This is a genomic window from Kocuria sp. CPCC 205258, from assembly GCF_040981005.1.
GTDB classification, from domain to species: domain Bacteria; phylum Actinomycetota; class Actinomycetes; order Actinomycetales; family Micrococcaceae; genus Kocuria; species Kocuria rosea.
Window position 1 is genome coordinate 374,423 of sequence record NZ_JAVKPS010000001.1, and the last position, 26,381, is coordinate 400,803.

25 protein-coding genes and 1 riboswitch are annotated in these 26,381 nt (G+C 73.7%); of the genes, 16 read left to right on the forward strand and 9 right to left on the reverse strand.

Going from position 1 to position 26,381, the window contains the following annotated elements:
• The first annotated feature begins 195 nt into the window (after window positions 1-195).
• The 7 genes from paaA (at window position 196) to RF644_RS01755 (ending at window position 7,041) form a co-directional block, all read left to right on the forward strand.
• Window positions 196-1,212, forward strand: coding sequence for a 1,2-phenylacetyl-CoA epoxidase subunit PaaA (gene paaA, locus RF644_RS01725; RefSeq protein ID WP_017833091.1), 1,017 nt, complete (start codon window positions 196-198; stop codon window positions 1,210-1,212).
• A gap of 2 nt (window positions 1,213-1,214) precedes the next feature.
• Complete coding sequence (paaB, locus tag RF644_RS01730; RefSeq protein ID WP_017833090.1) at window positions 1,215-1,532, forward strand: 1,2-phenylacetyl-CoA epoxidase subunit PaaB; 318 nt, start codon at window positions 1,215-1,217, stop codon at window positions 1,530-1,532.
• Complete coding sequence (paaC, locus tag RF644_RS01735) at window positions 1,529-2,356, forward strand: 1,2-phenylacetyl-CoA epoxidase subunit PaaC (protein ID WP_272027350.1); 828 nt, start codon at window positions 1,529-1,531, stop codon at window positions 2,354-2,356. Before paaB ends, paaC begins: the two co-directional genes overlap by 4 nt.
• 7 nt (window positions 2,357-2,363) lie before the next feature.
• Window positions 2,364-2,909, forward strand: a complete 546-nt coding sequence (paaD, locus tag RF644_RS01740; RefSeq protein ID WP_017833088.1) for a 1,2-phenylacetyl-CoA epoxidase subunit PaaD — start codon at window positions 2,364-2,366, stop codon at window positions 2,907-2,909.
• Window positions 2,909-4,069 carry a 1,2-phenylacetyl-CoA epoxidase subunit PaaE gene (paaE, locus tag RF644_RS01745; protein WP_368795104.1) on the forward strand — a complete coding sequence of 387 codons (1,161 nt, stop codon included), beginning with the start codon at window positions 2,909-2,911 and terminating at the stop codon, window positions 4,067-4,069. Before paaD ends, paaE begins: the two co-directional genes overlap by 1 nt.
• A gap of 88 nt (window positions 4,070-4,157) precedes the next feature.
• The gene (locus tag RF644_RS01750) at window positions 4,158-4,934 is read left to right on the forward strand and encodes an enoyl-CoA hydratase/isomerase family protein (RefSeq protein ID WP_368795105.1); all 777 of its coding nucleotides are present in this window, start codon (window positions 4,158-4,160) and stop codon (window positions 4,932-4,934) included.
• Window positions 4,935-5,058: 124 nt separating this feature from the next.
• On the forward strand, window positions 5,059-7,041 hold the full coding sequence (locus RF644_RS01755; RefSeq protein WP_368795107.1) for a M13 family metallopeptidase: 1,983 nt from the start codon (window positions 5,059-5,061) through the stop codon (window positions 7,039-7,041).
• A gap of 31 nt (window positions 7,042-7,072) precedes the next feature.
• Here RF644_RS01755 and RF644_RS01760 read toward each other — a convergent pair whose 3' ends face one another.
• Together RF644_RS01760 and RF644_RS01765 are read right to left on the reverse strand one after the other, a co-directional pair.
• Window positions 7,073-7,438: a DUF4190 domain-containing protein gene (locus RF644_RS01760; RefSeq protein WP_368795108.1), complete on the reverse strand. Its 366-nt coding sequence runs from the start codon at window positions 7,436-7,438 to the stop codon at window positions 7,073-7,075.
• A 73-nt stretch (window positions 7,439-7,511) separates the two neighbouring features.
• Window positions 7,512-8,318 (reverse strand): carbon-nitrogen hydrolase family protein, encoded by an 807-nt coding sequence (locus RF644_RS01765; protein WP_368795109.1) that lies wholly within the window; start codon window positions 8,316-8,318, stop codon window positions 7,512-7,514.
• A gap of 164 nt (window positions 8,319-8,482) precedes the next feature.
• Between RF644_RS01765 and RF644_RS01770 the strand changes: the two genes are divergently transcribed.
• Together RF644_RS01770 and RF644_RS01775 are read left to right on the forward strand one after the other, a co-directional pair.
• The gene (locus tag RF644_RS01770; RefSeq protein WP_095649816.1) at window positions 8,483-8,869 is read left to right on the forward strand and encodes a YidH family protein; all 387 of its coding nucleotides are present in this window, start codon (window positions 8,483-8,485) and stop codon (window positions 8,867-8,869) included.
• A 1-nt stretch (window position 8,870) separates the two neighbouring features.
• A complete protein-coding gene (locus RF644_RS01775) occupies window positions 8,871-9,239 on the forward strand; it encodes a DUF202 domain-containing protein (protein WP_368795110.1) in 369 nt (122 codons plus the stop codon).
• A gap of 93 nt (window positions 9,240-9,332) precedes the next feature.
• On the opposite strand, the gene RF644_RS01780 is transcribed toward RF644_RS01775, so the two are convergent.
• The gene (locus RF644_RS01780) at window positions 9,333-10,619 is read right to left on the reverse strand and encodes an adenylosuccinate synthase (RefSeq protein ID WP_368795111.1); all 1,287 of its coding nucleotides are present in this window, start codon (window positions 10,617-10,619) and stop codon (window positions 9,333-9,335) included.
• A gap of 235 nt (window positions 10,620-10,854) precedes the next feature.
• Between RF644_RS01780 and RF644_RS01785 the strand changes: the two genes are divergently transcribed.
• The gene (locus RF644_RS01785) at window positions 10,855-12,264 is read left to right on the forward strand and encodes an amino acid permease (RefSeq protein WP_368795112.1); all 1,410 of its coding nucleotides are present in this window, start codon (window positions 10,855-10,857) and stop codon (window positions 12,262-12,264) included.
• An 82-nt stretch (window positions 12,265-12,346) separates the two neighbouring features.
• On the opposite strand, the gene RF644_RS01790 is transcribed toward RF644_RS01785, so the two are convergent.
• Genes RF644_RS01790 through RF644_RS01800 form a run of 3 tightly spaced genes read right to left on the reverse strand, consistent with a single transcriptional unit; the run spans window position 12,347 to window position 13,620 of the window.
• On the reverse strand, window positions 12,347-12,763 hold the full coding sequence (locus RF644_RS01790) for a VOC family protein (protein WP_368795113.1): 417 nt from the start codon (window positions 12,761-12,763) through the stop codon (window positions 12,347-12,349).
• A gap of 2 nt (window positions 12,764-12,765) precedes the next feature.
• Complete coding sequence (locus RF644_RS01795) at window positions 12,766-13,263, reverse strand: SRPBCC family protein (protein ID WP_368795114.1); 498 nt, start codon at window positions 13,261-13,263, stop codon at window positions 12,766-12,768.
• A 3-nt stretch (window positions 13,264-13,266) separates the two neighbouring features.
• Complete coding sequence (locus RF644_RS01800; protein ID WP_017833076.1) at window positions 13,267-13,620, reverse strand: helix-turn-helix transcriptional regulator; 354 nt, start codon at window positions 13,618-13,620, stop codon at window positions 13,267-13,269.
• 265 nt (window positions 13,621-13,885) lie between these two features.
• Window positions 13,886-13,992, forward strand: a riboswitch (SAM riboswitch).
• 70 nt (window positions 13,993-14,062) lie between these two features.
• Here RF644_RS01800 and RF644_RS01805 point away from each other — a divergent pair.
• Both RF644_RS01805 and metE read left to right on the forward strand, forming a co-directional pair.
• Window positions 14,063-14,989 (forward strand): methylenetetrahydrofolate reductase, encoded by a 927-nt coding sequence (locus RF644_RS01805; RefSeq protein WP_368795115.1) that lies wholly within the window; start codon window positions 14,063-14,065, stop codon window positions 14,987-14,989.
• Between the two features lie 72 nt (window positions 14,990-15,061).
• Entirely contained in the window at window positions 15,062-17,467 is a 2,406-nt protein-coding gene (metE, locus tag RF644_RS01810) for a 5-methyltetrahydropteroyltriglutamate--homocysteine S-methyltransferase (protein ID WP_368795116.1), read from the forward strand.
• Between the two features lie 73 nt (window positions 17,468-17,540).
• Here the strand turns inward: metE and RF644_RS01815 are convergent, their stop codons facing one another.
• Window positions 17,541-19,457 (reverse strand): ABC transporter ATP-binding protein, encoded by a 1,917-nt coding sequence (locus RF644_RS01815; RefSeq protein ID WP_368795117.1) that lies wholly within the window; start codon window positions 19,455-19,457, stop codon window positions 17,541-17,543.
• Between the two features lie 73 nt (window positions 19,458-19,530).
• On the opposite strand from RF644_RS01815, the gene RF644_RS01820 reads away from it, so the two are divergent.
• On the forward strand, window positions 19,531-20,031 hold the full coding sequence (locus tag RF644_RS01820) for a MarR family winged helix-turn-helix transcriptional regulator (protein ID WP_126350420.1): 501 nt from the start codon (window positions 19,531-19,533) through the stop codon (window positions 20,029-20,031).
• A gap of 25 nt (window positions 20,032-20,056) precedes the next feature.
• Here the strand turns inward: RF644_RS01820 and ald are convergent, their stop codons facing one another.
• On the reverse strand, window positions 20,057-21,151 hold the full coding sequence (gene ald / locus RF644_RS01825; RefSeq protein WP_133408969.1) for an alanine dehydrogenase: 1,095 nt from the start codon (window positions 21,149-21,151) through the stop codon (window positions 20,057-20,059).
• A gap of 75 nt (window positions 21,152-21,226) precedes the next feature.
• A complete protein-coding gene (locus tag RF644_RS01830; protein ID WP_368795118.1) occupies window positions 21,227-22,228 on the reverse strand; it encodes a D-2-hydroxyacid dehydrogenase in 1,002 nt (333 codons plus the stop codon).
• 64 nt (window positions 22,229-22,292) lie between these two features.
• Here RF644_RS01830 and RF644_RS01835 point away from each other — a divergent pair, with 64 nt between their 5' ends.
• The 3 genes from RF644_RS01835 (at window position 22,293) to RF644_RS01845 (ending at window position 26,380) form a co-directional block, all read left to right on the forward strand.
• The gene (locus tag RF644_RS01835) at window positions 22,293-23,564 is read left to right on the forward strand and encodes an aspartate aminotransferase family protein (RefSeq protein WP_368795119.1); all 1,272 of its coding nucleotides are present in this window, start codon (window positions 22,293-22,295) and stop codon (window positions 23,562-23,564) included.
• A 94-nt stretch (window positions 23,565-23,658) separates the two neighbouring features.
• Window positions 23,659-25,176 (forward strand): NAD-dependent succinate-semialdehyde dehydrogenase, encoded by a 1,518-nt coding sequence (locus tag RF644_RS01840; RefSeq protein WP_368795120.1) that lies wholly within the window; start codon window positions 23,659-23,661, stop codon window positions 25,174-25,176.
• The gene (locus RF644_RS01845) at window positions 25,166-26,380 is read left to right on the forward strand and encodes a M24 family metallopeptidase (protein ID WP_368795121.1); all 1,215 of its coding nucleotides are present in this window, start codon (window positions 25,166-25,168) and stop codon (window positions 26,378-26,380) included. The genes RF644_RS01840 and RF644_RS01845 overlap by 11 nt, the downstream gene beginning before the upstream one ends.
• Window position 26,381: the final 1 nt, after the last annotated feature.

The following is a 26,381-nucleotide window of genomic DNA, read 5'->3' on the forward strand; positions in this document are numbered from 1 at the left end:
TCACGACCGAATGTTCAGTAGACAATCCCACTCCGCCGCCCGTGTCAACCCGTGCCGCCCCGGAGGAGCGCGGGGGCACACCACCGGCGTCACCTGTTGACGCCGCCCCCGGCGGCTTATATTCTGAACGAACGGTCAGTTAGTCGCGTGCGGCCCTCCCGCCCCGCGGCGCCATCTCGTCGGAAGAGGGACACCATGACTACGCAGAACACGGGGCTCCACGCCGTGCCCGCCGCGGACGCGGCCGAGCAGGCGGAGCTGGACCGCGCGGGCGAGGAGCACTTCGACCGCATCATCGCCGAGGACTCCCGGATCGAGCCGCGCGACTGGATGCCCGCCGCCTACCGCAAGACCCTGGTCCGCCAGGTCTCGCAGCACGCCCACTCCGAGATCATCGGCATGCAGCCGGAGGGCAACTGGATCTCCCGGGCGCCGTCCCTCAAGCGCAAGGCCATCCTCATGGCCAAGGTGCAGGACGAGGCCGGCCACGGGCTGTACCTCTACTCCGCCGCCGAGACCCTGGGCACCCCCCGCTCCGAGCTCAACCAGCAGCTGCTGGACGGCCGGGCCAAGTACTCCTCGATCTTCAACTACCCCGCGCGCACCTGGGCCGACATGGGCGCCATCGGCTGGCTCGTGGACGGCGCGGCGATCGCCAACCAGGTCCCGCTGTGCCGGGCCTCCTACGGCCCCTACGGCCGGGCAATGGTCCGCATCTGCAAGGAGGAGTCCTTCCACCAGCGCCAGGGCTGGGAGATCCTCTACGAGCTCTCCCACGGCACGCCCGCCCAGAAGCAGATGGCCCAGGACGCCGTGAACCGCTTCTACGGCCCGTCCCTGCAGATGTTCGGCCCCCCGGACGACGACTCGCCCAACTCGAAGCAGTCCATGGCGTGGAACATCAAGCGCTTCTCCAACGACGAGCTGCGCCAGCGCTTCGTGGACATGATCGTGGAGCAGGCCGCGGCACTGGACCTGACCCTGCCGGACCCGGACCTCAAGTGGAACGAGGAGCGCGGCCACTACGACTACGGACCGCTGGACTGGGACGAGTTCAAGGCCGTCGTCGGCGGCCGGGGCCCGTGCAACCTCCAGCGCATGCAGCGCCGCCGCACGGCGCACGAGGACGGCGCCTGGGTCCGCGAGGCCGCCGCCGCCTACGCCCGCAAGACCGCCGCGGAGCGCGCCTCCGCCGAACTCATCGGAGCCTGAGCATGAGCGAGAACACCGTGAGCCCGATCGGCGCGCCCTCGGACGAGTGGCCCCTGTGGGAGGTGTTCGTGCGGTCCTCGCGCGGGCTCTCCCACGTCCACGCCGGATCCCTGCACGCCCCGGACGCCACGATGGCCGTGCGCAACGCCCGGGACCTCTACACCCGCCGCAACGAGGGGACCTCCGTGTGGGTGGTGCCCTCCGCGGCCATCACCGCCTCGGACCCCGACTCCAAGGGCGGGTTCTTCGAGTCCGCCCAGGGCAAGAGCTACCGCCACGCCACGTACTACACCAAGAGCGAAGGGGTGAAGCACCTGTGAGCTACGCATCCCACGAGTCCGCGACCCGGCAGAGCGCGGGCGACGCCATCACCGCGGAGGACATCCGGGCCGGCGGCGCGAAGGCCCCCGAGGACGTGGCCCGCTACGCCCTGTACCTGGGCGACGACGCCCTGATGCTCGCCCAGCGCCTCGGCTGGTGGATCGCCCGGGCCCCGGAGCTCGAGGAGGACATCGCGCTGGCCAACATCGCCCTGGACCTGCTCGGGCACGCCCGCTTCCTCCTCACCTACGCGGGCACCGCGTGGGGGAAGACCGAGGACGACCTCGCCTACTTCCGCGACGAGGAGGAGTTCCGCTCCTGCCGCCTCGTGGAGCAGGAGAACGGCGACTTCGGGCAGACCATCGCCCGGCAGCTGATCTTCTCCTACTACCAGTACGAGCTCTACCGCCGCCTCGTCCGCTCCACCGACCCGACGCTCGCGGCCATCGCGGACAAGGCGCTCAAGGAGGTCGAGTACCACCAGGACCACGCGAGCCAGTGGATCCTGCGCCTGGGCCTCGGCACGGAGGAGTCCAAGCGCCGCGTCCAGGCCGGCCTCACCTACATGTGGCCCTATGTGGACGAGCTGTTCCACGACGACGAGCTCGTCGAGTCCCTCGGGGACGTCGCCGTGCTCCCCTCCTCCCTGCGCGCCGACTTCGACCGCCGGATCACCGCGATCCTCGACGAGGCGGGGCTGTCCGTCCCCGAGGTCCTGGGTGCCTGGGGCGGCGACCGCTCGGGGCAGTTCAGCGAGCAGCGCGGCCACATCCTCGCCGAGATGCAGGTGCTGGCCCGCCGGCACCCCGGCGCCACCTGGTGAGGAGGCGATGACGATGACCGGCTCCGAGCAGACGGGCGCCACGCAGGTGACCGGCCGCGAGCTGCGCCCCCGGGACGAGGCCGCCGGCCGCGTCTGGGACATCGCCGCCACGGTGAACGACCCGGAGGTCCCCGTGCTTTCCATCGCCGACCTCGGCATCCTGCGGGACGCCCGGCTGGAGGGCGCGCGCGCCGTCGTCGTCATCACCCCGACCTACTCCGGGTGCCCCGCCATGGAGACCATCACCACGGACGTCACCCGGGCGCTCAACGCCGAGGGCTACGACGACGTGCGGGTCGATCTCGTGCTGCAGCCGGCGTGGACCACGGACTGGATGAGCGACGAGGGCAGGCGCAAGCTCGACGAGTACGGCATCGCCCCGCCCAGCGGCCGGGCCGCCGCCGGCCCCGTCCGGCTGGGGCTCACCGTCAAGTGCCCGCGCTGCCACTCCCTGAACACCCGCGAGCTGACCCGCTTCGGGTCCACCGCCTGCAAGGCGCTCCACGTCTGCAACGAGTGCCTGGAACCCTTCGACTACTTCAAGGTGCACTGATGACCGAGATCACCGCCCCCGCCCGGCGCCGGGCCACGTTCAACACCCTCGAGGTCTCCCAGGTCCGCAAGCTCACCGCGGACTCCGTCGAGGTGGCCTTCGCGGTGCCCCCGGAGCTCGTGGACGACTACGACTACCTGCCCGGGCAGTACGTGGCGCTGCGCGCCCGGATCGACGGGCAGGAGGTCCGCCGGTCCTACTCGATCTGCGCGGAGCCGCGGCCGGGCGAGATCCGGGTGGCGATCAAGCAGGACATCGGCGGGGTCTTCTCCACCTGGGCCAACAGCTCCCTGAGGGCCGGCGACACGCTCGACGTCATGAACCCGCAGGGCGCGTTCATCTCCAAGCTTGGGCTCACCAGCATGAACGACCCCGAGCGGCTCGCCGCCGAGGAGGTCGCGAAGAACGCCTCGGTGCACCTCGTGGCCTTCGCCGCGGGCTCCGGGATCACCCCGATCATGGCGATCGCCAAGGCCGTGCTGCGCGCCTCGGAGTCCTCCACGTTCGACCTCGTCTACGCGAACCGCTCCGCGATGGAGGTCATGTTCGCCGAGGAGCTCGGGGACCTCAAGGACAAGTACCCGTCCCGCCTGGCGGTCCACCACGTGCTCTCCCGCGAGCAGCGGATCAGCCCGCTGATGTCCGGGCGGATCGACGCCGACAAGCTCCAGGACATCCTGGACGAGGTGCTCCAGGTGGACCGGACGGACGAGTGGTTCCTGTGCGGGCCGTTCGAGCTCGTCCAGCTGTGCCGGGACACCCTCGCGGAGCGCGGCGTGCCGGAGGAGAAGATCCGCTTCGAGCTGTTCAGCACCGGCCGTCCCGAGACCCCCCAGGGGCAGCAGGGACGCGTGGTCCCGGCGGACCCGTCGGGCGAGAAGTACGACATCACCTTCACCCTGGACGGGCTCTCCTCCTCGATCGAGTCCCCCAAGAACGCCCAGGAGACCGTCCTCAACGCCGCCCTGCGGGTCCGCCCCGACGTCCCGTTCGCGTGCGCCGGCGGGGTGTGCGGCACGTGCCGCGCGAAGGTCGTCTCCGGGGAGTTCGTGATGGAGGAGAACTACGCCCTCGAGAAGGACGAGATCGAGAAGGGCTACGTGCTCACCTGCCAGACGCGTCCCACCTCCGAGCAGCTCACCGTCGACTTCGACGCCTGAGCCGCTCGCTCCGGGGGCCCGGCACCGTGCAGGTGCCGGGCCCCCGGGCCGTCCCACCCCCAGTCCCCGACCTCACCGAGGAGCAGCAGTGATCGACCTGACCATCGACGGATCCGTGGCCGAAGTGGTGCTGAACGCACCCGGCAGGATGAACGCCCTGGACGAGGCCGCGCTCACCGAGCTCGGCGACGCCTACGCCGAGGCGGCGCAGGCGGGCGTCCGCGCCCTCGTGCTGCGCGGCGAGGGCCGCGGCTTCTGCGCCGGCCGGGACATCTCCGCCGTGGACCCCGCGACCGACGACGCCCACGGCTACCTGGCCGGGAAGGTCACCCCGCTGCTGCGCGCCATGACCCGGTTCCCCGCCCCGACGTTCGCCGCCGTGCAGGGCCCGTGCCTGGGCGTGGGGCTCGGCCTGGCGATCGCCACGGACGTGGTCTACGTCGCGGACAGCGCCAAGATCGGCTCCCCGTTCGCGAACCTCGGGGCGACCCTCGACTCGGGCGGGCACGCCCTGTTCACCGAGCGGCTCGGCGCCCACCGGACCCTGGACCTCATCTACACGGCTGAGCTGATGAGCGGCCAGGAGGCCGTGCGCTCCGGGCTGTTCAGCCGTTCGGTGCCCGCCGACGAGCTGCTCGAGCTCACCCGGGCCAAGGCGGCGGCCGTGGCCGAGGGCGCGACCGGCGCGTTCCTCGCCTCCCGCGAGCTCGTGGCCCAGATCCGCGACGAGCGCCTGGGGCTGTGGGAGTCCGTGGAGAACGAGAACCGGGTGCAGGGCGAGCTGTGCCGCAGCGCCGACTACGCCGAGGGCTTCGCCGCGTTCCAGCAGAAGCGCCCGCCGCGGTTCACCGGCGGCCGGTCCTGACCCGGGAGGACGGTCCCGCCGGGTCCGGCCCCGGGGCGCACGCGGGCCGGACCCGGGACGAACCGGGTTAAGCGGTCGGGGAACAGCCCGCCCGCTCCGCCGGGAGCCGGTTAACGTGGTGGGCATGACATCCACGGTGACCTCTTCGGTGTTCGACCTCTCCGGCTTCGACCGCTCCGTCCGCCCCCAGGACGACCTCTACCGCCACGTCAACGGCACCTGGCAGCGCCGGACCGAGATCCCCGACGACAAGCCGTCCGTGGGCGCGTTCATCGAGCTGCGGGACCAGGCGGAGGCCGCCGTGCGCGAGCTCATCACCCGTGCCCGCGCCGGGGACCCGGAGGCCGTGGAGTCCAAGATCGCGAACCTCTACGCGTCCTTCATGGACGAGGAGCGGATCGAGGCGCTCGGCGCCTCCCCCCTCGCCCCGGATCTCGCGGAGGTCGACGCCGTGGCGGACGTGCCCGGCCTGGTGCGCCACCTGGGCCGGATGATCCGCCGCGGTGCGGGCGGCCTGGTCGGCGTGGACGTCGACGCCGACCCGGGCGACCCCGAGCGCCAGCTCGTGTTCGTGGGGCAGTCGGGGCTGGGCCTGCCCGACGAGGAGTACTACCGGGACGACCAGCACGCCGCGATCCGCGGGAAGTACCTGGAGCACGTGCGGACCATGCTGTCCCTGGCCGGGGTCGAGGACGCCGAGGAGCAGGCCCGCGCCGTGGTGGACCTCGAGACGCGGATCGCCGCCCACCACTGGGACAAGGTCACGGTCCGCGACCTCACCAAGATGTACAACCCCATGGGCTTCGAGGAGCTCGCGGCCTCCGCCGCGGTCCTCGACTGGCGGCTCCTGGCCGAGGGCGCGGAGCTGCCCGCGACGGCGCTGCGCACCGTGGTCAACGCCCAGCCGAGCTTCTTCACCGGGGTCGAGGAGCTGCTCGTCGACGAGCTGCTGCCGGCCTGGCGGTCCTGGGCCCGCTGGCACCTGGTCTCCGCGCGCGCCTCCTACCTGTCCTCCGCGTTCGTCGAGGAGGACTTCGCCTTCTACGGCACCGTGCTCTCGGGGACCCCGCGGCTCAAGGACCGCTGGAAGCGCGGGGTCGAGCTCGTCAACGGGGTCCTCGGCGAGGCCGTGGGCGAGCTCTACGTCGCCGCGCACTTCTCCCCCACCGCCAAGGAGCGGATGGACGAGCTCGTGGCCAACCTCCTGGAGGCCTACCGGGTCTCGATCACGGGCTTGGACTGGATGACCGAGGAGACCCGTCAGGAGGCGCTGAAGAAGCTCTCCCAGTTCACCCCGAAGATCGGCTACCCGGAGCAGTGGAAGGACTACTCCTCCCTGCGGATCGACCCCGAGGACCTGGTGGGCAACCGGATCCGCACCACGGAGTTCCGGCTCGCCGAGCTCGTCCGCAAGGCGGGCCAACCGGTGGAGAAGCACGAGTGGCTCATGACCCCGCAGACGGTCAACGCCTACTACCACCCGCTGCGCAACGAGATCGTCTTCCCGGCCGCGATCCTGCAGCCCCCGTTCTTCGACGAGGACGCCGACGACGCCGTGAACTACGGCGCGATCGGCTCCGTGATCGGCCACGAGATCGGCCACGGCTTCGACGACAAGGGCTCGACCTGCGACGGCGACGGCCGGCTGCGCAACTGGTGGACCGACGCCGACCGGCAGGCCTTCGAGGAGCGCACGGCGGAGCTGGTGCGCCAGTACGACCGCCTGGTCCCGGAGCAGCTGGCGGAGGAGGGCACGCACGTCAACGGCGAGCTCACCCTCGGGGAGAACATCGGGGACCTGGGCGGGCTCACGATCGCCCACCAGGCGTGGCGGATGTCCCGGGAGACCGGCAGCGCCTTCGGCCCCGGGGAGCTGATCGACGGCTACAGCCCCGAGCAGCGCCTCTTCCTGTCCTGGGCCTACGTGTGGCAGCAGAAGTCCCGCGACGAGGCGCTGCGCCACCGCATCGCCACCGACCCGCACTCGCCCAACGAGTTCCGGGCCAACCAGGTGGTCCGCAACGTCCCCGCGTTCTACGAGGCGTTCGGGGTGCGGGAGACGGACGCGCTGTGGCTGCCCGAGGTGGAGCGCGTGCGCATCTGGTGACCGGGGGCCGGGATCCGTCCCGGCCCCCGGCTCAGCCGCCGGAGCTGATCAGGAACACGACGGCGATCAGCCACAGGACGAGGAACAGCACCAGGACACCGAGCAGGACGGTGCCGACCCAGCCGAGCACCCGCCCGGGGACGGCGGGGGTGCCGAGCTTCTCGGCCTCCCGCGCCTGCCAGATCGCGAAGGGGCCCAGCAGGGGCAGCACCACCACGCTCAGGATGCCGAGGATCAGCGCGGTGTCGGCGTGGCTGCGGCCCACGGCGAAGCGCTCCGCCTGCCACGCCGGGGGCGGGCCCCACGGGGTGGTCGGGCCGCCGCCGGCGTGACCGGACCCGCCGGGGCCGTGCGCGCCGTCCGGGCGCGGCGGGGCATCGGAGCGGTCGTCGTCCACGGGGTCCTCCAGGGGTCGTCGGTGCGGTCGGTCAGGGCAGTCGGTCGGTGTGGTCGGTCAGGCGGCGGCCGCCTCACCCTTCGTCGGAGGGCAGCAGCTCCGCCGGGCCGAACCGGCGGTTAGCGAGCACGGGCACGGTCTCGCGCACCTCGGCGATGCGCTCGCGCGTGACGTCGGCGGTCAGCACGGTCTCGTCCTCCCCGGCCTCGGCGACCACCACGCCGAGCGGGTCGAGCACCGCGGAGCGGCCCACCGTGTGCTCGGAGCAGGTGTCCGCGGCCGCGACCCAGACGGTGTTCTCGATCGCGCGGGCCTTGAGCAGCGCCTGCCAGTGGTCCACCTTGTGCTCGCCGGCGAACCAGGCCGCGGGCACGGTGAGCAGCTCCGCCCCGGCGTCGACCACGGCGCGGCAGATCTCGGGGAAGCGCAGGTCGTAGCAGGTGATCATGCCGACCGCGAGCTCCCCGATCCGCACCACCGTGACGCCCTTGTCCCCCGGGCGGATCCGGTCGGACTCCCGGTGGCTGAAGGCGTCGTAGAGGTGGAGCTTGCGGTACGTGCCGAGGATCGCGCCCTGCGCGTCCACGGCCACGAGCGTGTTGTAGGGGCGCCCGTCGGCGGAGCCCTCGTAGCCGCCCGCGATCACGGCGACACCGGTCTGCGCAGCCAGGAAGGACAGCTGCTGGACGAACCCGGACCAGCCGCGCAGGACCAGCTCCTCGAAGTCCTCCCCGAGGAGCCGCTCGGCGCACATGGCCTCCTCCGGGAACACCACCAGCTGCGCCCCGCCGGCCGCGGCCTGCTCGGTGAGCCGGCGCATGGTCCGCAGGTTCTCGGCCGTGTCGGCGGTGGGTGCGAACTGTCCGACGGCGATCTTCACGGGTGTCCTCCTCGGCGGGTCGCGGCTGGAGCTCCCACTGTATCCGCGACCGGTGCATCCGCGACCGGCCCGTGCCCCGCCCCGTGCACCCGCCCGTGGCACAGCTCGCGGCACGGCCCGTGGCAGGATGGGGCCGACACGACCGCGCGAGCGAAGGGCAGGCGATGGGCGAGCAGTCCGAGACCCCGGGGCGACGCCGGCTGTCCGAGCGCGTGCTCGGCGGCGGCACCGCCCCCGACCCCCGGTTCACGCTGGCCAACGAGCGCACGTTCCTCGCCTGGATCCGGACCGCGCTCGCGTTCCTGGCCGGCGGGATCGCCATCGAGGCGTTCACCGCGGACCTGTTCGACGACGGCGTGCGGAAGTTCCTCGCGATCGTGCTGCTGGTGCTGAGCATGCTCCTCAGCGCGGGCGCCACGTTCCGCTGGATCGGGGTGGAGCGGAGCATGCGGCGCCAGGCCCCGCTGCCCCTGCCCCTGATCGCACCGGTGCTCGCGGTGGGCGGGGCGATCGCGGCGGGAGTGCTCGTCGTCGTCGTCCTGCAGGGCTGAGATGCCCCGCCCGCAGCTCCGCCGCCCTCCGGGGCCCCCGGACCCCCCACGGCCGCCGCACGGGGACCCCGGGCTGCAGCCGGAGCGCACCACGATGGCCTGGGGCCGGACCCTGATGTCCTTCGTGGTGGTCTCGGCGATCTTCCTGCGCTGGCTGCCGCACCACGGGCCGTTCGTGCTGGTGCTGTTCGGCCTGGCGGTCCTCACGGCGGCGGCGATCTACGTCACGCAGCGCCCCCGCTACGCCCGCAGCGCCCGCGGCATCGTCGAGGAGGGCACCGAGCCGGAGGTCGGGGCCGTGCTGGCGACCTCGGCCGCGATGCTCGCCCTCGGCGCCCTCGGCATCTGGGTGGTCCTGGTCCTCGTCTGAGCGTTTCCCTGCCCTGCCCGCGAGGTCGCACGTGCCGGCGACCGGGGCGCTCGAGGTCGCCGACGCGTGCGACCTCGCGGAGGAGAGGAGGGATCAGTTGATGAGGTCGCGCACCACGATGGTGTCGTCGCGGTCCGGGCCCACGCCGATCGCGGACATCCGGGTGCCGCTCATCGACTCGAGCGCCTCGACGTAGGCCCGGGCGTTCGCCGGCAGGTCCTCCAGGGTGCGGCAGCCGGTGATGTTCTCCTCCCACCCGGCGAAGTGCTCGAAGATCGGCTTCGCGTGGTGGAACTCGGTCTGGGTCATCGGCATCTCGTCGTGCCGGACGCCGTCGACGTCGTAGGCCACGCACACCGGGATCTGCTCGATGCCGGTGAGGACGTCGAGCTTGGTGAGGAAGTAGTCGGTGAAGCCGTTGATCCGGGAGGCGTGGCGGGCCATCACGGCGTCGTACCAGCCGGTGCGGCGGGGACGGCCCGTGTTGACGCCGAACTCGCCGCCGGTGGTGCGCAGCCGCTCGCCCATCTCGTCGAAGAGCTCGGTGGGGAACGGCCCGGCGCCCACGCGGGTGGTGTAGGCCTTGATGATGCCGATCGCCCGGGTGATGCGGGTCGGCCCGATGCCCGAGCCCACGGACGCGCCGCCCGCGGTGGGGTTGGAGGACGTCACGAACGGGTAGGTGCCGTGGTCGACGTCGAGGAAGGTCGCCTGGCCGCCCTCCATGAGCACCACCTTGTCCTCGTCGAGGGCCTGGTTGAGCAGGTAGGTCGAGTCCACGATCATCGGGGCGAGCCGGTCGGCGTAGCCCAGGAAGTACTGCACGACCTCCTCGACGTCGATGTCCCGGCGGTTGTAGAGCTTCACGAGCAGCTCGTTCTTCTGCCGCAGCGCGCCCTCGATCTTCTGCCGCAGGATCGACTCGTCCAGGACGTCCTGGACGCGGATGCCGAGCCGGCCGACCTTGTCCATGTAGGCGGGCCCGATGCCGCGGCCCGTGGTGCCGATCGCCCGCTTGCCGAGGAAGCGCTCCGAGACCTGGTCCATCGTCTGGTGGTACGGGGCCACCAGGTGGGCGTTCGCGGAGACGCGCAGCCGGGAGGTGTCCGCCCCGCGCGCCTCGAGGCCGTCGATCTCCTCGAAGAGGGCCTGGGGGTTGACGACGACGCCGTTGCCGATCACGGGGACGGCGTTGGGGCTGAGGATGCCCGCCGGCAGAAGCTTGAGCTCGAACTTGTCGCCGCCCACCACCACGGTGTGCCCCGCGTTGTTGCCGCCGTTGGGCTTGACCACGTAGTCCACGCGGCCTCCCAGCAGGTCGGTGGCCTTGCCCTTGCCCTCGTCGCCCCACTGGGCGCCGACGATCACGATTGCTGGCATTGAACGACTCTCCTGCCTGGATGGAACGGGACTTCTCCCGCGGGCCCCGGCGGAGGCGCGCACCGGCCGGGCACGACAACGCCCCTGCGTCGGCCCGCTCCCACCCGCGCGACCGGGACGGCGCGACGCCGGCAGGAGGAGACCCAGGGGCTCGTACCGTGCAAGTCTAGCGGGCCGTGACCCGGGACCGGCATCCGCCGCCCCGTCCGGCGGCCGCCGCGGTCCGATACCCTCGATGCTCATGAGTTCCCCTTCCACGTGGACCCCGGGTGGGTCCCCGTCCTCCGCGCCCGCGGCCGCCCCGGGCACCCACCTCAAGGCCCGGCACCTCGTGATGATGGCCCTGGGCAGCGCGATCGGCACCGGCCTGTTCATCGGCACGGGCGCCGCGATCCGCACCGCCGGGCCGGCGGTGCTGCTGTCCTTCCTGGTGGCGTGCGTGCTGCTCGTGCTCGTGATGCGGGCGCTGGGCGAGATGGCCGCCGCGGACCCGTCCCCCGGCGCGTTCTCGACCTACGCCGAGAAGGCCATGGGCCGCACCGTGGGACGCACTCTCGGCTGGCTGTGGTGGGCGCAGATCGTGGTGGTGGTCGCGGCGGAGGCCACGGCCGCGGCCCAGCTGCTCACGGAGCTGTGGCCGGTGGCCGAGCAGTGGGTGCTGGCGCTGCTGTTCATGGTGGTGTTCACGGCGGTCAACCTGGTGCGGGTGCGCACGCTCGGGGAGACCGAGTTCTGGTTCGCGCTGATGAAGGTGCTCGCGGTGCTGGCCTTCCTCGGGGTCGGGATCGCCGTGCTCCTGGGCCTGACCGAGGAGCCCTCCCCGGGGCTCGCGAACCTCACCGCCCACCGCGGCTTCCTGCCCCACGGCCTGACCGGGGTGGCCGCCGCGCTGCTCGTGGTGGTCTTCGCGTTCGGCGGCACGGAGCTCGTGACCATCGCCGCCGCGGAGACCGAGGACCCGCAGCGCAACGTGGCCCGCGCCGTGCGCACCATCCTGGTCCGGATCCTCGTCTTCTACGTGGGCGCCGTGACCGTCATGGTCCTGGTGCTGCCGTGGGACGACGAGCAGCTCTCGGTCAGCCCGTTCGTGGCCGTGCTGGAGACCGCCGGGGTGCCCGGCGCGGACGTGCTGATGGCCGTGGTGATCATCCTGGCGCTGCTCTCGGCCCTCAACGCGAACATCTACGGCGCGTCCCGGATGCTCTGGTCGCTGGCCCGCCGCGGCTCGGCGCCGCGGGCCTTCGCCGACGTCTCCGACCGCGGGGTCCCCCGGAGCGCGGTGGTCGTCTCCGTGCTCTTCGGCTTCGGCGCCGTGGTGCTCAACTACCTGTGGCCCGAGACCGTGCTGCTGTGGATGCTCAACACCGTGGGCGCGACCTGCCTGGTCGTCTGGGGGCTCGCGCTGGTCTCGCAGATCGTCCTGCGCCGCCGCGCGGACCGGGACGGCACCGAGCTGCCCCTGCGGATGTGGGCCTTCCCGTGGCTGTCGTACCTGGCGCTGGCGCTCCTCGCCGGGATCGTCCTGCTCGGCCTGCTCGACGACGCCGTGCGGGGTCAGCTCGTGCTCACGGCCGGGCTGGTGGCGCTCATCGCCCTGGCCTCGAAGGTGCTCGGCCGCCGGGCCGAGCACGCCCCGCAGGACTGATCCGGCGGAGCCGCGGCCCCGCCGGGGCCACGGGCACAGGACAGGCCACGGTGCGCGGCCGTCACCGGCGCCGGTGACGGTGTCAGAGGCGGTGCTCCGGCGGGATCAGCGGGCGCTCGGCGCGGACCCGCAGCTCCTGGACCGCCCACGAGTTGCCGTCGGGGTCGCTGAAGCCGAAGACGGTGCCGCCGTCCCGCTCGTCGAGCACCGTGATCCCGCTCGCCTCCACGCCCCGGGACAGCAGCTCCTCGCGGGCCGCCCGGGCGTCCGCGACCACCAGCTGGAGCCCGCGCAGGGATCCGGGGGCCATCTCCCGGTGGGCGGGGAGGTTGCCCACCACGATCGAGCAGCCGGACCCCGGCGGGGTCAGCTGGGCGATGTCCATCTGCTCGGTGGTGGTGTGGTGGTCGAGGTGGAAGCCGACCTGGTCCCGGTAGAACTCCACGGCCCGGTCGACGTCGCGCACCGGCACCAGCACCACCTCGAGCGTCCAGTCCACGGTCAGGCCCCGCCCTGCGCGGTCCGCCCGCCCAGCAGCTCCTCGAGCCGCTCGTAGCCCTCGGCCATGCCCTTCTCCATGCCGGATCCGACCATCCCGTCGCGGGCCTCCTGGGACGCGTGGACGGTGTGCCCGCGCAGCCGGCATCGGCCGTCGCCCAGGTCCTCGAAGTGCAGGTACTCCAGGTCCACGGCGTCGGGCCAGCCCTCGTACTCGAAGGTCTGGACCACGAGCTCGTTCTCGCGCACCGTGTGGAAGACGCCGCGGAAGGCGTACTCCTCGGTGCTCTCCTCGCCGCGCTGGACGAACCGGTAGGCGCCGCCGGGGCGGAACTCGAAGCCGTCGATCCGGGTCCGCAGCCCGCGCGGCCCGATCCACTGCCGGAACAGCTCGGGGTCGGCGTGGGCGCGGAAGACGTCGGCCACGGGGTGGTCGAACTCGCGCTCGAAGTCGATGAAGGGCAGGCCGTCGGGGACGGTCAGGTGCAGTGCGTGTCCCATGGTTCAGTCCTGGGTGTGCTCGCCGCGGTCCGCGGCTCGGGTGTCGAGCACGGCGTCGAGGCGGCGGAACTGCTCCTCCCGGACCAGCCGGTACCGGTCGATCCACGCGGTGAGCGCCTCGAGCCGTGCGGGGTCCAGGTGGACGGGCCGGCGCTGGGCGTCACGGGTGCGCGTGACGAGCTGCGCCTGCTCGAGGACCTGGATGTGCTTCGAGACCGCCTGGAGGGAGATCGCGAAGGGTTCCGCCAGTTCGGTGACCGTGGCCGGTCCGCGGCTGAGCCGGGCGACGATGCGGCGGCGGACCGGGTCGGCCAGGGCCAGGAAGGCCCTGTCGAGCTCGTCGTCGCCGGGGTCCACGGTGTTTGTCAACTGATTCCTTGATCAACCTGTTGGTTGTCAAAGATTAGGCCGCCCGCCCGGGCCCGGCAAGACCCGAGACCGGATCGTGACGGACCCGGACCTGCGCTCCTCATGGGCGTCGCCGCCGGTGCGTCGTCGCCGGTGCGTCGTCGCGCGTCCGTGTTGCGTCCTGTGACGCCGCGGTCGTCACAGTCGGCGCACCGGCGTCTTCTGGGCGCCCGCACTTGGCAGCGCGACGGGGCAGCCGCTGGAATGGGTCCTGCATCTATCCAGAGCGGCCGAGAGACCTGGCTCGTCGACGCCGCAGCAACCATCCGCATCCCCGCCACGGGGTGCGCGGAACGGTGCTCCCGCCAGGACCGATGGAGCTGTCGCAGCCTCCCGGGTCCACTCCGGGACGGCTGCTGCCCTCCCTCGGGGTGACCCTTGGAGGAAGAACGTGACACCACGCCCGACCGCCCGGCCGGCGCCGCCGTCCCTGTCCTACGAGCTCTATCCGCCGCGCAGCGCGGCGAGCGCCGACACGCTGCTGCGGACCATCGAGGAGCTCGAGCCCACCCGTCCCGACCACGTCTCGGTGACGTACAGCGGGGACGAGCAGCGCCGGGACAGCTCGCTCGCCCTGCTCGACCACCTCCTGGCGCGCACGAGCCTGCGGCCCCTGGCCCACCTGACGTGCGTCGGCAGCACCCGGGCCGAGCTGGAGCAGACCGTGGCCGCGCTGGTCCGCCGCGGCGTCCGGGGCGTCCTCGCCCTGCGCGGCGACCTCGACCCCGGTGCCGAGCCGGGTGAGCTCCGGCACGCCGGCGATCTCGTGGAGCTCGTGCGCGAGGTCGAGCAGCGCCACACCGCGTCCCTGGCGGCCGGCCGGCTCGCCGTGGGCGTGGCCGCCTACCCGACCCGGCACCCCGAGTCGCCCTCGTTCCGGCACGACGTCGAGGTGCTGCTGGCCAAGCAGCGCTCCGGGGCGGACTTCGCGATCACGCAGGTCTACTTCCGCCCGCAGCGCTACGAGCGCCTGGTCGCGGCGGCGCGGGCGGCCGGGGTGACGATCCCGATCGTCCCGGGGATCATGCCGGTCACCGACCCGCGGCGGCTCCGGACGCTGTGCCGGCTGGCCGGCCTGGCGCCCCACCCGGGCCTGGCCGCCGCGCTGGAGGACGCACCCGGTCCTGCCGAGCGGCACCGCGCCGGCGTGGCCTTCGCGGCACGGCTGGCCCGCGCCGCCCTGGACGCCGGCGCCCCCGGGCTGCACCTCTACACCTTCAACGAGCACCGGGCCGCGCTCGACCTGCTGGAGCACGTGGACCTCCCGCGCGTCCCGCACGTGCCCGTCGCCCTCGACGACCTCCTGCTCCCCGCCTGAGCACGCACCCACCCACCGTTCCGCACGACACCTCGACACCTCGACACCTCGACACCTCTTCAGGAGATCACCATGACCACTGTCCCGTTCCCCGCCGCCACCATCACCGGCTACCCCCGGATCGGCCGCCGCCGCGAGCTGAAGAAGGCCCTGGAGGCCTACTGGGCCGGCCGCTCGACCCGTGACGAGCTCGAGTCGGCGGCCGCCGACCTGCAGCTGGCGACCCACCGCCGGCTCGTGGAGCTGGGCCTCGGCGCCCGGGACTCGTCCCTGCCCGCGGCGTTCCCCCTCTACGACCAGGTCCTGGACACCACCGTGGCCCTCGGGGCGGTGCCGGCCCGCTTCGCCGACCTCGCCGACGCCGAGGGCCGGCTCGGCCTCGACGCGAGCTTCGTGCTGGCCCGCGGCGACGCCGGGCGCGCTCCGCTCGAGCTGACCAAGTGGTTCGACACCAACTACCACTACCTGGTGCCCGAGATCGGCCCGGAGACCCCGTTCCGCGCCACCGCCGACCGGCTCGTGGCCGACGTCCGCCGCGCGGCCGCGCACGGCTTCACCGTCCGCCCGGTCCTCGTGGGCCCGGTGTCCTTCCTGCTCCTCGCCAAGGCCGACGACGGCGCCCCCGCGGGCTTCGACCCGCTGCAGCGGCTCCCCGAGCTGCTGCCCGTGTACGCGCGGCTGCTCCAGGAGCTCGCCGCCGCCGGCGCGGACTGGGTGCAGCTGGAGGAGCCGGCCCTCGTGGCGGACCAGGACGTCCCCGCCGAGCAGCTCGCCGCGTCCGTGTGGGACGCCTACACGGGCCTGACCGCCGTGACCGGGCGCCCGCAGCTGTTCGTCACCACGCCCTACGGCTCCCCCGGGCCGCTGCTGCACCCGCTGGCCTGCTCCGGGGTGGAGGCCCTGCACCTGGACCTCGTCAAGGGCGCCGCCCCCACCGCCGAGGAGCTGGAGCTCTTCCGGGGCGAGGACTCCGCCGTGCTCGTGGCCGGCGCCGTGGACGGGCACAACGTGTGGCGGGCCGACCTGGCCGGCCGGCTCGACCAGCTCGCGGAGCTGGCCCGCGGGGGCGCCCAGGTGTCCGTGGCCTGCTCCACGTCCCTGTTCCACGTCCCGCACGACGTGGCCGAGGAGACCCGGCTGGACCCGCAGCTGCGGAGCTGGCTCGCCTTCGCCGACCAGAAGGTCGGCGAAATCGTCACCCTGGCCCGCGGTCTCGCCGCCGGGACGGAGTCGGTCGCGCCGGAGCTGGCCGAGGCGGCCGAGGCCCGCCGCACCCGGCAGGACGCCGCGGGGGTCCGGGACGCGGCCGTGCGCGAGCGCGCCGGGTCGCTGACCGCCGCGGACATCGGACGGTCGGCCGCGGAGGTCCGCCGGAGCGCCCAGGAGGACCGGTCCTTCACCGCGTCCGGGCCCCTGCCCCCGCTGCCCACCACCACGATCGGCTCCTTCCCCCAGACCACGGAGGTCCGCGCCGCCCGCGCCCGGCACCGCGCCGGCGCCCTGACGGACGCGCAGTACGACGCCTTCCTGCGGGAGGAGATCGAGCGGGTCGTGCGGCTGCAGGAGGAGCTGGGCCTGGACGTGCTGGTGCACGGCGAGCCGGAGCGCAACGACATGGTCCAGTACTTCGCCGAGCACCTCGACGGCTTCGCGACCACCGTCCACGGCTGGGTCCAGTCCTACGGCTCCCGCTGCACCCGCCCGTCGATCCTGTGGGGCGACGTCAGCCGGGAGGGTCCGGGCCTGCGCGGCGAGGCGTTCACGGTGCCGTGGATCGGCCACGCCCAGTCCCTCACCGACAAGCCGGTCAAGGGCATGCTGACGGGCCCGGTAACGATCCTCGCGTGGTCCTTCGTGCGCGACGACCAGCCGCTCGGCGAGACGGCGAACCAGGTGGCGCTCGCGCTGCGGGACGAGGTCGCGGACCTCGAGGCCGCCGGGATCGGGATCATCCAGGTGGACGAGCCGGCGCTGCGGGAGCTGCTGCCGCTGCGCCGCGCGGACCAGCCCGCCTACCTCGGCTGGTCGGTGGACGCGTTCCGCCTGGCCACCTCGGGGGTGCGGGACGAGACCCAGATCCACACCCACCTGTGCTACTCGGAGTTCGGCGAGGTGGTGGGGGCGATCGACGGCCTGGACGCCGACGTCACGAGCATCGAGGCGGCCCGGTCCCGGATGGAGGTGCTGACCGACCTCGAGACCGCCGGCTTCTCCCGGGGCATCGGGCCGGGCGTGTGGGACATCCACTCCCCGCGCGTGCCCTCCCGGGAGGAGATCGAGCAGCTGCTCGAGCGGGCCCTCGAGCACGTCCCGGCGCGGACCCTGTGGGTCAACCCGGACTGCGGCCTGAAGACCCGCGGCTACGAGGAGACGAGGGCGTCGCTGGAGCACCTCGTGGCGGCGGCCCGGACCGCGCGCGAGCGGGTGGCGCAGCCCGCCGGCCGGCCGCTGATCGTCCAGCACGGCGCGCGCGGCTGACCCCGGGCGCACCGGCCGACCCGCGGGAGCCCGCGTGACCACGAACTCCTGTGGTCACGCGGGCTCCCGCGGGTCACGAGGCGGCGTCACGGCCGGTCCGGGCGGCCAGCAGGGCGAACGGGCCGCCGGCCGCGCGCAGCTCCCGCGGCGCGCCCCGCTCGACGATGCGGCCGCCCTCGAGCACCACGACCTGGTCGGCGTTCGCGACCGTGGAGAGCCGGTGCGCGATGGTCAAGGTCGTGCGGCCGGCGGCCAGCCGGTCGAGGGCCTCCTGGACCTGCGCCTCGGTGGTGTTGTCCAGCGCGCTGGTGGCCTCGTCGAGGACCAGCACGGGCGGGTTGCGCAGCACGGTCCGGGCGATGGCCAGGCGCTGCTGCTCCCCGCCGGAGAAGCGGTGGCCGCGCGCGCCGACCACAGTGTCCAGGCCCTCCGGCAGCCCGGCGACGGTGTCGGCGACGCGCGCGGCGCCCAGGGCGCGCCACAGCTCGGCGTCGGAGGCGTCCGGATCGGCCAGCAGGAGGTTCGCGCGCACCGTGGCGTGCACCAGGTAGGTCTCCTGGGAGACGACGCCCACGATCCGGGCGAGGTCCGCCGGATCGATCTCCCGCACGTCGACGCCGTCGATCGTCACCCTTCCGTGGGCGACGTCGTTGAGCCGCGGCAGCAGGGAGCCGAGGGTGCTCTTGCCCGAGCCGGTGGGCCCGACCACCGCCGTGGTGGTGCCCGCCGGCAGCACCAGGTCGAGCTCGTGCAGGACGTCGGCCCCGTCGTCGTAGGCGTAGCGCACGCCCTCGAACCGGACCTCGCCGCGCACGGCGGCCGGGTCCAGCCGGACGGGCGCGGCGGGCGGGACGATCTGCGGCTCGAGGTCGAGGTACTCGAAGATCCTGCTGAAGAAGGCCAGCGCGGACACCCACTGCACGCCGATGTTCAGCAGACCCATGACGGGCCGGAAGATGGTTCCCTGCAGGGCGGTGAACGCCACGAGGGTGCCGATGGTCATGCCGCCGCTGGTGGCCGGGAAGCCGGCGGCCAGGTAGATCACGGCGGGGATGGCGGCGAAGACGATCTGCATGGTGGCCATCCGCCAGCGCCCGGCCAGCTGGCTGCGCAGCTCCAGGCCCACGAGCCGGTCGGAGCGCTCGGTGAAGCGCTCCGCGTCCCGCGCGGTGGTGCCCAGGGTCTTGGCCAGCCGGACCCCCGAGACGGACAGCCCCTCCTCCACCTGGGTGTGGAGCGCGGCGAGCTCCCGCTGGCGCTCGTCGGTGACGTCCCGGCGGATCAGGGCCACGCGGCGGGAGAGCCAGATCGCCGGCGGCAGCACCACCAGGGAGACGAGGCTCATCGCCGGGGACAGCGCCACCATGGCCACGGCCGTCGCCACGGCGGTGGTGAGGTTGGACGCCACGCCCGTGGCGGAGCTGGTGACCACGGACTGCATCCCCGCGATGTCGTGCGTGAGCCGCGACTGCACCTCCCCGCCCCGGGTCCGGGTGAAGAACCCCAGCGACTGGGCCTGCAGGTGGGTGAAGAGCTGCACGCGCAGCGCGTGCATCACCTGCTGGCCCATGGCGGTGGCCATCCAGGTCTGGACCACGCCGATCACGGAGGTGAGCGCCGCGACCCCGACCATCGAGGCGGTCAGCAGCACCAGCAGGCGGCTGTCGCCGCTCGGCAGGGCGTCGTCGATCACGCCGCGGACCAGGAACGGCTGGGCGAGGTTGACGACCGAGGACGCGGTGATGAGCACGACGACGAGCGCGATCGTGCCCCGGTGCGGGGCGAACAGCGCCGCGATCCGGCGCGGGCTGACGGGGTGCCGGGCGAGCTGCGTCCGGTCCGCGGGGTTCCGGCGCGCAGGCCGACCTCCGCCCCCACCCCCGCCGGCCCCGGGACCGGCACCGGGCAGGACGCCCGGGCTGTCGGCCGGGGCGCCTCCGCCGTCGTGCGCCGGGGTGCGGACGCGCGCGGGGTGATGGGTCGTCGCCATGGGATCCTCCTCGGGAACTATCAAGGAGGTTACCTCTCTATGAGGTAACCCGCAATGGGGATAGGATGACGCCATGCCCTACGACGCTCCCGATCCGGCCCGCCTGGGGGACCTGCTGCACGCCGTCTTCCGCCGGCTGCGCCGCCGGTGGGCCGAGCAGCTGGCCCCCTTCGGACTGACCCCGCACCAGTTCCGGGCGCTCGACGCCCTCGCCGGGTGCGCCGGCGGGCCGGGGCACCGGCACGGCCCGGCCGGGACCTGCCGCCACGGCGGCGGGTCCGCCAGCCTGCGGGTGAAGGACCTCGCCGAGGCCCTGCGCATCGCCCCGCGGTCCGCCACGGAGGTGGTGGACCTGCTCGAGCAGAAGGGGCTCGTGGAACGGGTCCCGGACCCGTCCGACCGGCGGGCCACACTGGTGGCGCTGACGCCCCGGGGCACCGGCCTGCGCGAGCGGGTCCGGGAGGACCGGCGCCGGGAGTCCGAGGAGTACTTCTCGCGGCTGGCCCCGGAGGACCGGGTCGAGCTGGAGCGGCTGCTCCGCCTGCTCACGGCGGACGGCCCGGCGCCGGAGTGAGCCCCGGCGGGACGTCCGCCGGGGCTCAGTCCAGCTGCGCGGGCAGGTCCGCGAAGGCCTCCGCCACCCCGGCGTGCCGGATCCGCCCGGCGGCCGTGTTGAGCCCGGCCGCGAACTCCGGATCGGCGGCCAGGGCCTGCTCCGGGCCGCGGGCCAGGCGCCGCAGATAGGGCGTCGTGGCGTTGGCGAGGGCCCGGGTCGCGGTGCGCGGCACGGCGCCGGGCATGTTCGCCACGCAGTAGTGGGTGATGCCGTCCACCTCGAACGTCGGGTCGTCGTAGGTGGTCGGGTGGGAGGTCTCGAAGCACCCGCCCTGGTCGATGGCGACGTCCACGAGCAGGGCGTGGTCGTGCAGCACCGCGAGGTGCTCGCGGCGCACGAGCTTGGGCGCCGCCGCCCCCGGGACGAGCACCGCCCCGATCACCACGTCCGCCCCGGAGATCTCCTCCTCGAGCACGTGCTCGTCGCTCATCAGCACGCGGGCCCGGTGCCCGAGCAGGTCGGTGAGCTCGCGGATCCGCACGCCGTTGGCGTCGAGCACCGTGACGTCGGCCATCAGCCCCGAGGCCATCAGGGCGGCCTGCGTGCCCACGACCCCGCCGCCGACCACCACGACCTTGGCCGCGGCGACGCCGGGGACCCCGCCCATCAGGAGCCCGGGGCCGCCGGCGTTGGACTGCAGGTGGTGGGCGGCGGACTGCGCGGCGAGCCGGCCCGCGATCTCGGACATCGGCTGGAGCAGGGGCAGGGTCCGGCCGGCGCGCACGGTCTCGAAGGCCACGGCGGTGGTGCCCGCCTCCAGCAGCGCCTCGGTGAGCGGGCGGTCGGCGGCCAGGTGCAGGTACGCGAAGAGCGTGAGGTCGGGGCGCAGGAAGCCGTACTCCTCGGCCACCGGCTCCTTCACCTTGACCAGCAGCTCCGCCCGCTCCCACACGGTGGACCGGTCGACCACCTCGGCCCCCGCGGCGGTGTAGGCGTCGTCGTCGAACCCGGACCCCTCCCCCGCGCCGGTCTCCACGAGCACCTCGTGGCCGTCCCGCACGAGCTGGGTCACCCCGGCGGGCACGAGGCCCACCCGCCGCTCGGCCGGCTTGATCTCTCTGGGAACTGCTACGCGCATGGTCCGTGCTCTCCTCTCGTCGTGGCCCGCCGGCACGGGACCCGCGGCGCCGTCGCCGGCGGTCCCGCCGCCCCCTCACCGGGAGCGGACGTAGCCGGCGTCCTTGTCCACCTGGTCGACCAGCCGCTCCCCGGCCGTCCAGCGCCGGAGGTTGTCCTCGAACTGGGCGGCGAGCTCGTCCCGCCACCCCTCCACGTCCCCGCACATGTGCGCGGACACGTGCACATTGTCCATCGCCCAGAAGGGGTGGTCCCGCGGAAGGGGCTCCGTGTCGAAGACGTCCAGGGTCGCGGCGGCCGGACGCCCCGCCCGGAGGGCCTCCAGCAGCGCGCCCTCGTCCACCAGCGCGCCCCGGCCCACGTTCACGAGGTGGGCGTGCGGGGACATCGCCGCGAGCACCCGGGGGCCCACGATCCCGTGCGTCCGCCCGGTCAGCGGGGCGGCGAGCACCACGTGGTCCGCCCACCCGGCGTGCTCGGCCAGCGCGGCGGCGGGGACGACGGTCCCGAAGTCCGGGTCCTCCGCCCGCGCCGTGCGCCCGGCGCCGCGGACCTCCATCCCCACCGCCCGCAGCAGCCTGGCGGTGGCGCGGCCGATCCCCCCGGTGCCCACGACGAGGGCAGTGGAGCCCCGGGTGCGCCGCAGCTCGCGGTGCACCCACCGGTGCTCGTGCTGCAGCCGCGCGCTCCGGTGCAGCTGCTTGTCCTGGGCCAGGACCGCGGCGAGGACGAACTCGGCGATGGGCCGGTCGAAGACGCCGTGCGCATTGGTCACCAGCACCGCCGAGGAGCGCAGCGCCGGGAACAGCACGGCGTCCACGCCGGCGGCCGCGACGTGCAACCAGCGCAACCCCGTGGCGGAGTCCCACGCGCCGGCGAGCGCGTCCGAGAAGAAGTCCCACAGCAGCAGCACCTCGGCCGGGCGCCGCCCGCCGGTCCCCGCGAGGGCGTCGGCGAGGCCCTCGCGCGTCACCACCGTGACGTCGGCGAGGGCCCGGAGGGCGTCCTCGTTGCCGGGCGGTGGCGTGCCCTCGGCGGTCAGCACGACGACTCGGGGCGGCTCGCGCACGGTGCTCATGGGGCCACCCTACGGGGGCGGTCCGATTGTTGACAATCTGCACGGGCTGTTCCCATGATGGGCCATGACCTCACTGAGTCCGCTCCTGAAGCAGGCGACCCCGGTCGTCGTCGACTCCGCCCGGGGTTGCTGGATCTCCGGCACGGACGGGCGCGAGTACCTGGACTTCACCACCGGGATCGGGGTGACCAGCACGGGCCACTGCCACCCCCGGGTGGTCGAGGCGGCCCGCGAGCAGGTCGGCCGGGTCATCCACGCCCAGTACACGACCGTGCTGCACCCCCCGCTGCTCGAGCTCACCGAGAAGCTGGGCGAGGTCCTGCCGCCGGGCCTGGACTCCGTGTTCTACGCCAACTCCGGCTCCGAGGCGGTCGAGGCCGCGGTGCGGCTGGCCCGGATGGCCACGGGCCGGCCCAACGTGGTGGTCTTCCAGGGCGGCTTCCACGGCCGCACGGTGGCCGCGGCGACGCTCACCACCGCCGGCACCCGGTTCTCCGCCGGCTTCTCCCCGCTCATGGGCGGGGTGCACATGGCCCCGTTCCCCTACGCCCACCGCTACGGGTGGGACGAGCGAACGGCGGTCGACTTCGCCCTGCGGGAGCTGGACTACCTCCTGGTGACCCGGACGGCGCCCGAGGACACCGCGGCCCTCCTCATCGAGCCCGTGCTCGGCGACGGCGGCTACCTGCCCACCCCGCCGGCCTTCCTCGAGGGGCTGCGGGAGCGGGCCGACCGGCACGGGATCCTGCTGGTGCTGGACGAGGTGCAGGCCGGGGTGGGGCGGACCGGGCGGTTCTGGGGCCACCAGTTCGCGGACGTGGTCCCGGACGTGCTGATCACCGCGAAGGGCCTCGCCTCGGGCTTCCCGATCTCGGCGATCGCGGCGCCGACCGCGCTGATGGAGCGGGGCTGGCCCGGCTCGCAGGGCGGGACCTACGGCGGCAACGCCGTGGCCGCCGCGGCGGCCTGCGCCACCCTGGACGTGGTCCGCGACGAGGACCTGGTGGAGAACGCGCGGGTCCGCGGGGACCAGCTGCAGGCGGGGTTGCGGCCCCTGCAGCAGCGCTACTCCGGGATCAGCGACGTCCGCGGCCGCGGGCTGATGCAGGGCGTCGAGTTCGCGCAGGAGGACGGCTCCCCGGACGCCGCCGCCGCGCTCGCGGTGCAGCAGGCCACCACCGGCCACGGGCTGCTCACCCTGACCTGCGGGCCGGCCGGCAACGTGGTCCGGCTGATCCCCGCGCTGGTGGTCTCCGAGCAGGAGGTCCGCACCGGCCTCGAGCGCTTCGAGGCCGCCCTGGCCGAGGTCCTCGCCGGGGCGGCGGCGACCGCATGAGCCCCGCCCCGTCCCGCACCGCGCCCGGACGCACCCGATCCCGCCTCGGACCCCGCACCGCGCCCCGCGCCGATCCCGACCGGAAGGACACCCCGTGACCGACTCCGCCGCCCCCACCAGCGCCCCCATCACCGCCTCCGAGGACGTCCTGCGCCGGTCCCGGGAGGCCGTCGCCGGGGTCAGCACCGGGGTCTTCGTCGACGGTTCCTGGTCCGAGGCCGCCTCCGGCCGCCGCTTCGACGTGGTGGACCCCGCCACCGAGGAGGTCGTCGCCACGGTCGCGGACGGCGGACCGGAGGACGCCGCCCGCGCGATCGAGGCCGCGGGGCGGGCCCAGAAGGACTGGGCGCGGACCGCGCCCCGCGAGCGCGGGGAGATCCTGCGCCGCTCTTACGACCTGATCATGGCCCGCCAGGACGAGCTCGCGCTGGTGATGTCCACGGAGATGGGCAAGCCCCTGGCCGAGGCCCGCGGGGAGGTCGCCTACGCCGCCGAGTTCTTCCGCTGGTTCTCCGAGGAGGCCGTGCGGATCGGCGGGGACATGACCCTCTCGGGCGACGGGAGGACCCGGATCCTGGTCTCCAAGGAGCCGGTGGGGCCCTGCGTGCTGGTCACCCCGTGGAACTTCCCGCTGGCCATGGGCACCCGCAAGATCGGCCCGGCCGTCGCGGCCGGCTGCACGATGGTCTTCAAGCCCGCGAACCTCACGCCGCTGTCCTCCCTGACCCTCGTGGACGTCCTGGTGGAGGCCGGGCTGCCGGCGGGGGTGCTCAACGTCGTGTGCACCTCGAAGGCCTCCTCGGTGGTGGGGCCGTGGATGTCCTCGGGGATCGCCCGCAAGATCTCCTTCACCGGTTCCACCGAGGTGGGGGTGCGGCTGCTCGAGCAGGCGGCCCAGCACGTCATGCGCTCGTCCATGGAGCTGGGCGGCAACGCCCCCTTCATCGTGTTCGAGGACGCCGACCTCGACGTGGCGGTCGAGGCCGCGATGACCGCCAAGATGCGCAACATGGGCGAGGCCTGCACGGCGGCCAACCGCCTGTTCGTCCACCGCTCCGTGGCCGGGGAGTTCTCCGCGCGGCTCGCCGAGCGCATGGGCTCCCTCACCGTGGGCCACGGCGTGGCCGAGGGCACCCAGGTGGGGCCCCTCGTCGAGGAGAAGGCCCTGGCCAAGGTGGAGGAGCTCGTGGACGACGCCCTGGCCCGGGGGGCGTCCGTGCTGTGCGGGGGCGGACGGCCCGGGGGCCGGGGCTGGTTCTACGCCCCCACCGTGCTGTCCGGGGTCAGCCCCGAGGCCGCACTCATGTCCCAGGAGATCTTCGGGCCGGTGGCCCCCGTGGTGGCGTTCGAGACCGAGGAGCAGGTGCTCGGGATGGCCAACGACACCCCGTGGGGGCTCGTGGGCTACCTCTTCACCCGCGACGTGGACCGCAGCTTCCGCGTCAGCGAGGCCCTCGAGGTCGGCATGGTCGGGATCAACACGGGGCTGGTCTCCAACCCGGCGGCGCCCTTCGGCGGGGTCAAAGCCTCCGGCCTCGGGCGCGAGGGCGGCCGCACGGGGATCGAGGAGTTCCTCGAGACGAAGTACACGGCGGTGCCCCGTGGCCGATGACACCGTGGCCGGTCCGGACGTCCGCCCCGCGCTGTTCCCCGACGCGGAGTATGCCGCCCGGCTGCGCGCGGTGCGGGAGCGGATGGCGGAGCAGGGCCTGGGCGCGCTGCTGGTGACCGACCCCGCGAACCTGTTCTACCTGACGGGCTACGACGCCTGGTCCTTCTACACCCCTCAGCTGCTGTTCGTGCCGGCGGAGGGCGAGCTGCTGCTGTTCCTGCGGGAGATGGACGCCAACGGCGCGTTCCGCACGGCCCGGCTCGACCCCGGGCAGATCGTCGGCTACCCCGAGCGCTACGTGCACCGCCCGCACCTGCACCCCTTCGACTGGGTGGCCTTCGCCCTGCGCCGCCGCGGCCGGATCGCCCCGGCCGCCCGGGGGTGCGTGGGCCTGGAGATGGACTCCCACTTCTTCTCCCCCAAGGGCTACCGCTCGCTCGTCAACGCCCTCCCGGAGTGGACCCTGGTGGACGCCTTCGACCTCGTGAACTGGGTGCGCGCCGTGAAGTCCCCGACGGAGATCCAGTACCTGCGCACGGCCGCCCGCGTCACGACCGCCGCGATGCAGGCCGCGATCGACACGATCGAGCCCGGGGTCCCGCAGCACCTCGTCGCGGCGCAGATCGCCAGGGCCCAGGTCGAGGGGGTCGACGACGCGTGGGGGGACTTCCCGGCCATGGTCCCGATGCTGCCCACCGGGGCCTCCGCCGACACCCCGCACCTCACGTGGTCGGACCGGGTGCTGCGGGAGGGCGACGCCGTGGTGGTGGAGCTCGCCGGAGTGCACCGGCGCTACCACGTGCCGCTGGCCCGCACGGTGATGCTCGGCCCGCCCACGGCCGAGCTGGGCCTGCTCGAGGAGGCCGTGGCCACGGGGCTCGAGGCCGTGCTCGACGTCACCGCCGCGGGCGTCCCGGTGCGCGAGCTCGCGAGCACCTGGAACTGGGCGCTCGCTGAGTTCGGGCTCGAGAAGCCCAGCCGGCTCGGCTACTCCGTGGGCATCGGCTATCCCCCCGACTGGGGCGAGCGCACCATCAGCATCCGCTCGGAGGACGAGAGCGTGCTCGCCGAGAACATGACGTTCCACCTCATCTGCGGCATGTGGATGACCGGGTACGGCTACGAGGTCTCCGAGTCGATCCGCATCACCGCCACCGGGACGGAGGCCCTGACCTCCTTCCCCCGAGCCCTCATCAGGAAGTGAT

Excerpts from the sequence above, each read along its gene's own strand:
- paaA (WP_017833091.1), top strand. The coding sequence starts at position 196 with ATGACTACGCAGAACACGGGGCTCCACGCCGTGCCCGCCGCGGACGCG.
- paaB (WP_017833090.1), top strand. The coding sequence starts at position 1,215 with ATGAGCGAGAACACCGTGAGCCCGATCGGCGCGCCCTCGGACGAGTGG.
- paaD (WP_017833088.1), top strand. The coding sequence starts at position 2,364 with ATGACGATGACCGGCTCCGAGCAGACGGGCGCCACGCAGGTGACCGGC.
- paaE (WP_368795104.1), top strand. The coding sequence starts at position 2,909 with ATGACCGAGATCACCGCCCCCGCCCGGCGCCGGGCCACGTTCAACACC.
- RF644_RS01755 (WP_368795107.1), top strand. The coding sequence starts at position 5,059 with ATGACATCCACGGTGACCTCTTCGGTGTTCGACCTCTCCGGCTTCGAC.
- RF644_RS01770 (WP_095649816.1), top strand. The coding sequence starts at position 8,483 with ATGGGCGAGCAGTCCGAGACCCCGGGGCGACGCCGGCTGTCCGAGCGC.
- RF644_RS01775 (WP_368795110.1), top strand. The coding sequence starts at position 8,871 with ATGCCCCGCCCGCAGCTCCGCCGCCCTCCGGGGCCCCCGGACCCCCCA.
- RF644_RS01780 (WP_368795111.1), bottom strand. The coding sequence starts at position 10,619 with ATGCCAGCAATCGTGATCGTCGGCGCCCAGTGGGGCGACGAGGGCAAG.
- RF644_RS01785 (WP_368795112.1), top strand. The coding sequence starts at position 10,855 with ATGCTCATGAGTTCCCCTTCCACGTGGACCCCGGGTGGGTCCCCGTCC.
- RF644_RS01795 (WP_368795114.1), bottom strand. The coding sequence starts at position 13,263 with ATGGGACACGCACTGCACCTGACCGTCCCCGACGGCCTGCCCTTCATC.
- metE (WP_368795116.1), top strand. The coding sequence starts at position 15,062 with ATGACCACTGTCCCGTTCCCCGCCGCCACCATCACCGGCTACCCCCGG.
- RF644_RS01815 (WP_368795117.1), bottom strand. The coding sequence starts at position 19,457 with ATGGCGACGACCCATCACCCCGCGCGCGTCCGCACCCCGGCGCACGAC.
- RF644_RS01820 (WP_126350420.1), top strand. The coding sequence starts at position 19,531 with ATGCCCTACGACGCTCCCGATCCGGCCCGCCTGGGGGACCTGCTGCAC.
- ald (WP_133408969.1), bottom strand. The coding sequence starts at position 21,151 with ATGCGCGTAGCAGTTCCCAGAGAGATCAAGCCGGCCGAGCGGCGGGTG.
- RF644_RS01830 (WP_368795118.1), bottom strand. The coding sequence starts at position 22,228 with ATGAGCACCGTGCGCGAGCCGCCCCGAGTCGTCGTGCTGACCGCCGAG.
- RF644_RS01835 (WP_368795119.1), top strand. The coding sequence starts at position 22,293 with ATGACCTCACTGAGTCCGCTCCTGAAGCAGGCGACCCCGGTCGTCGTC.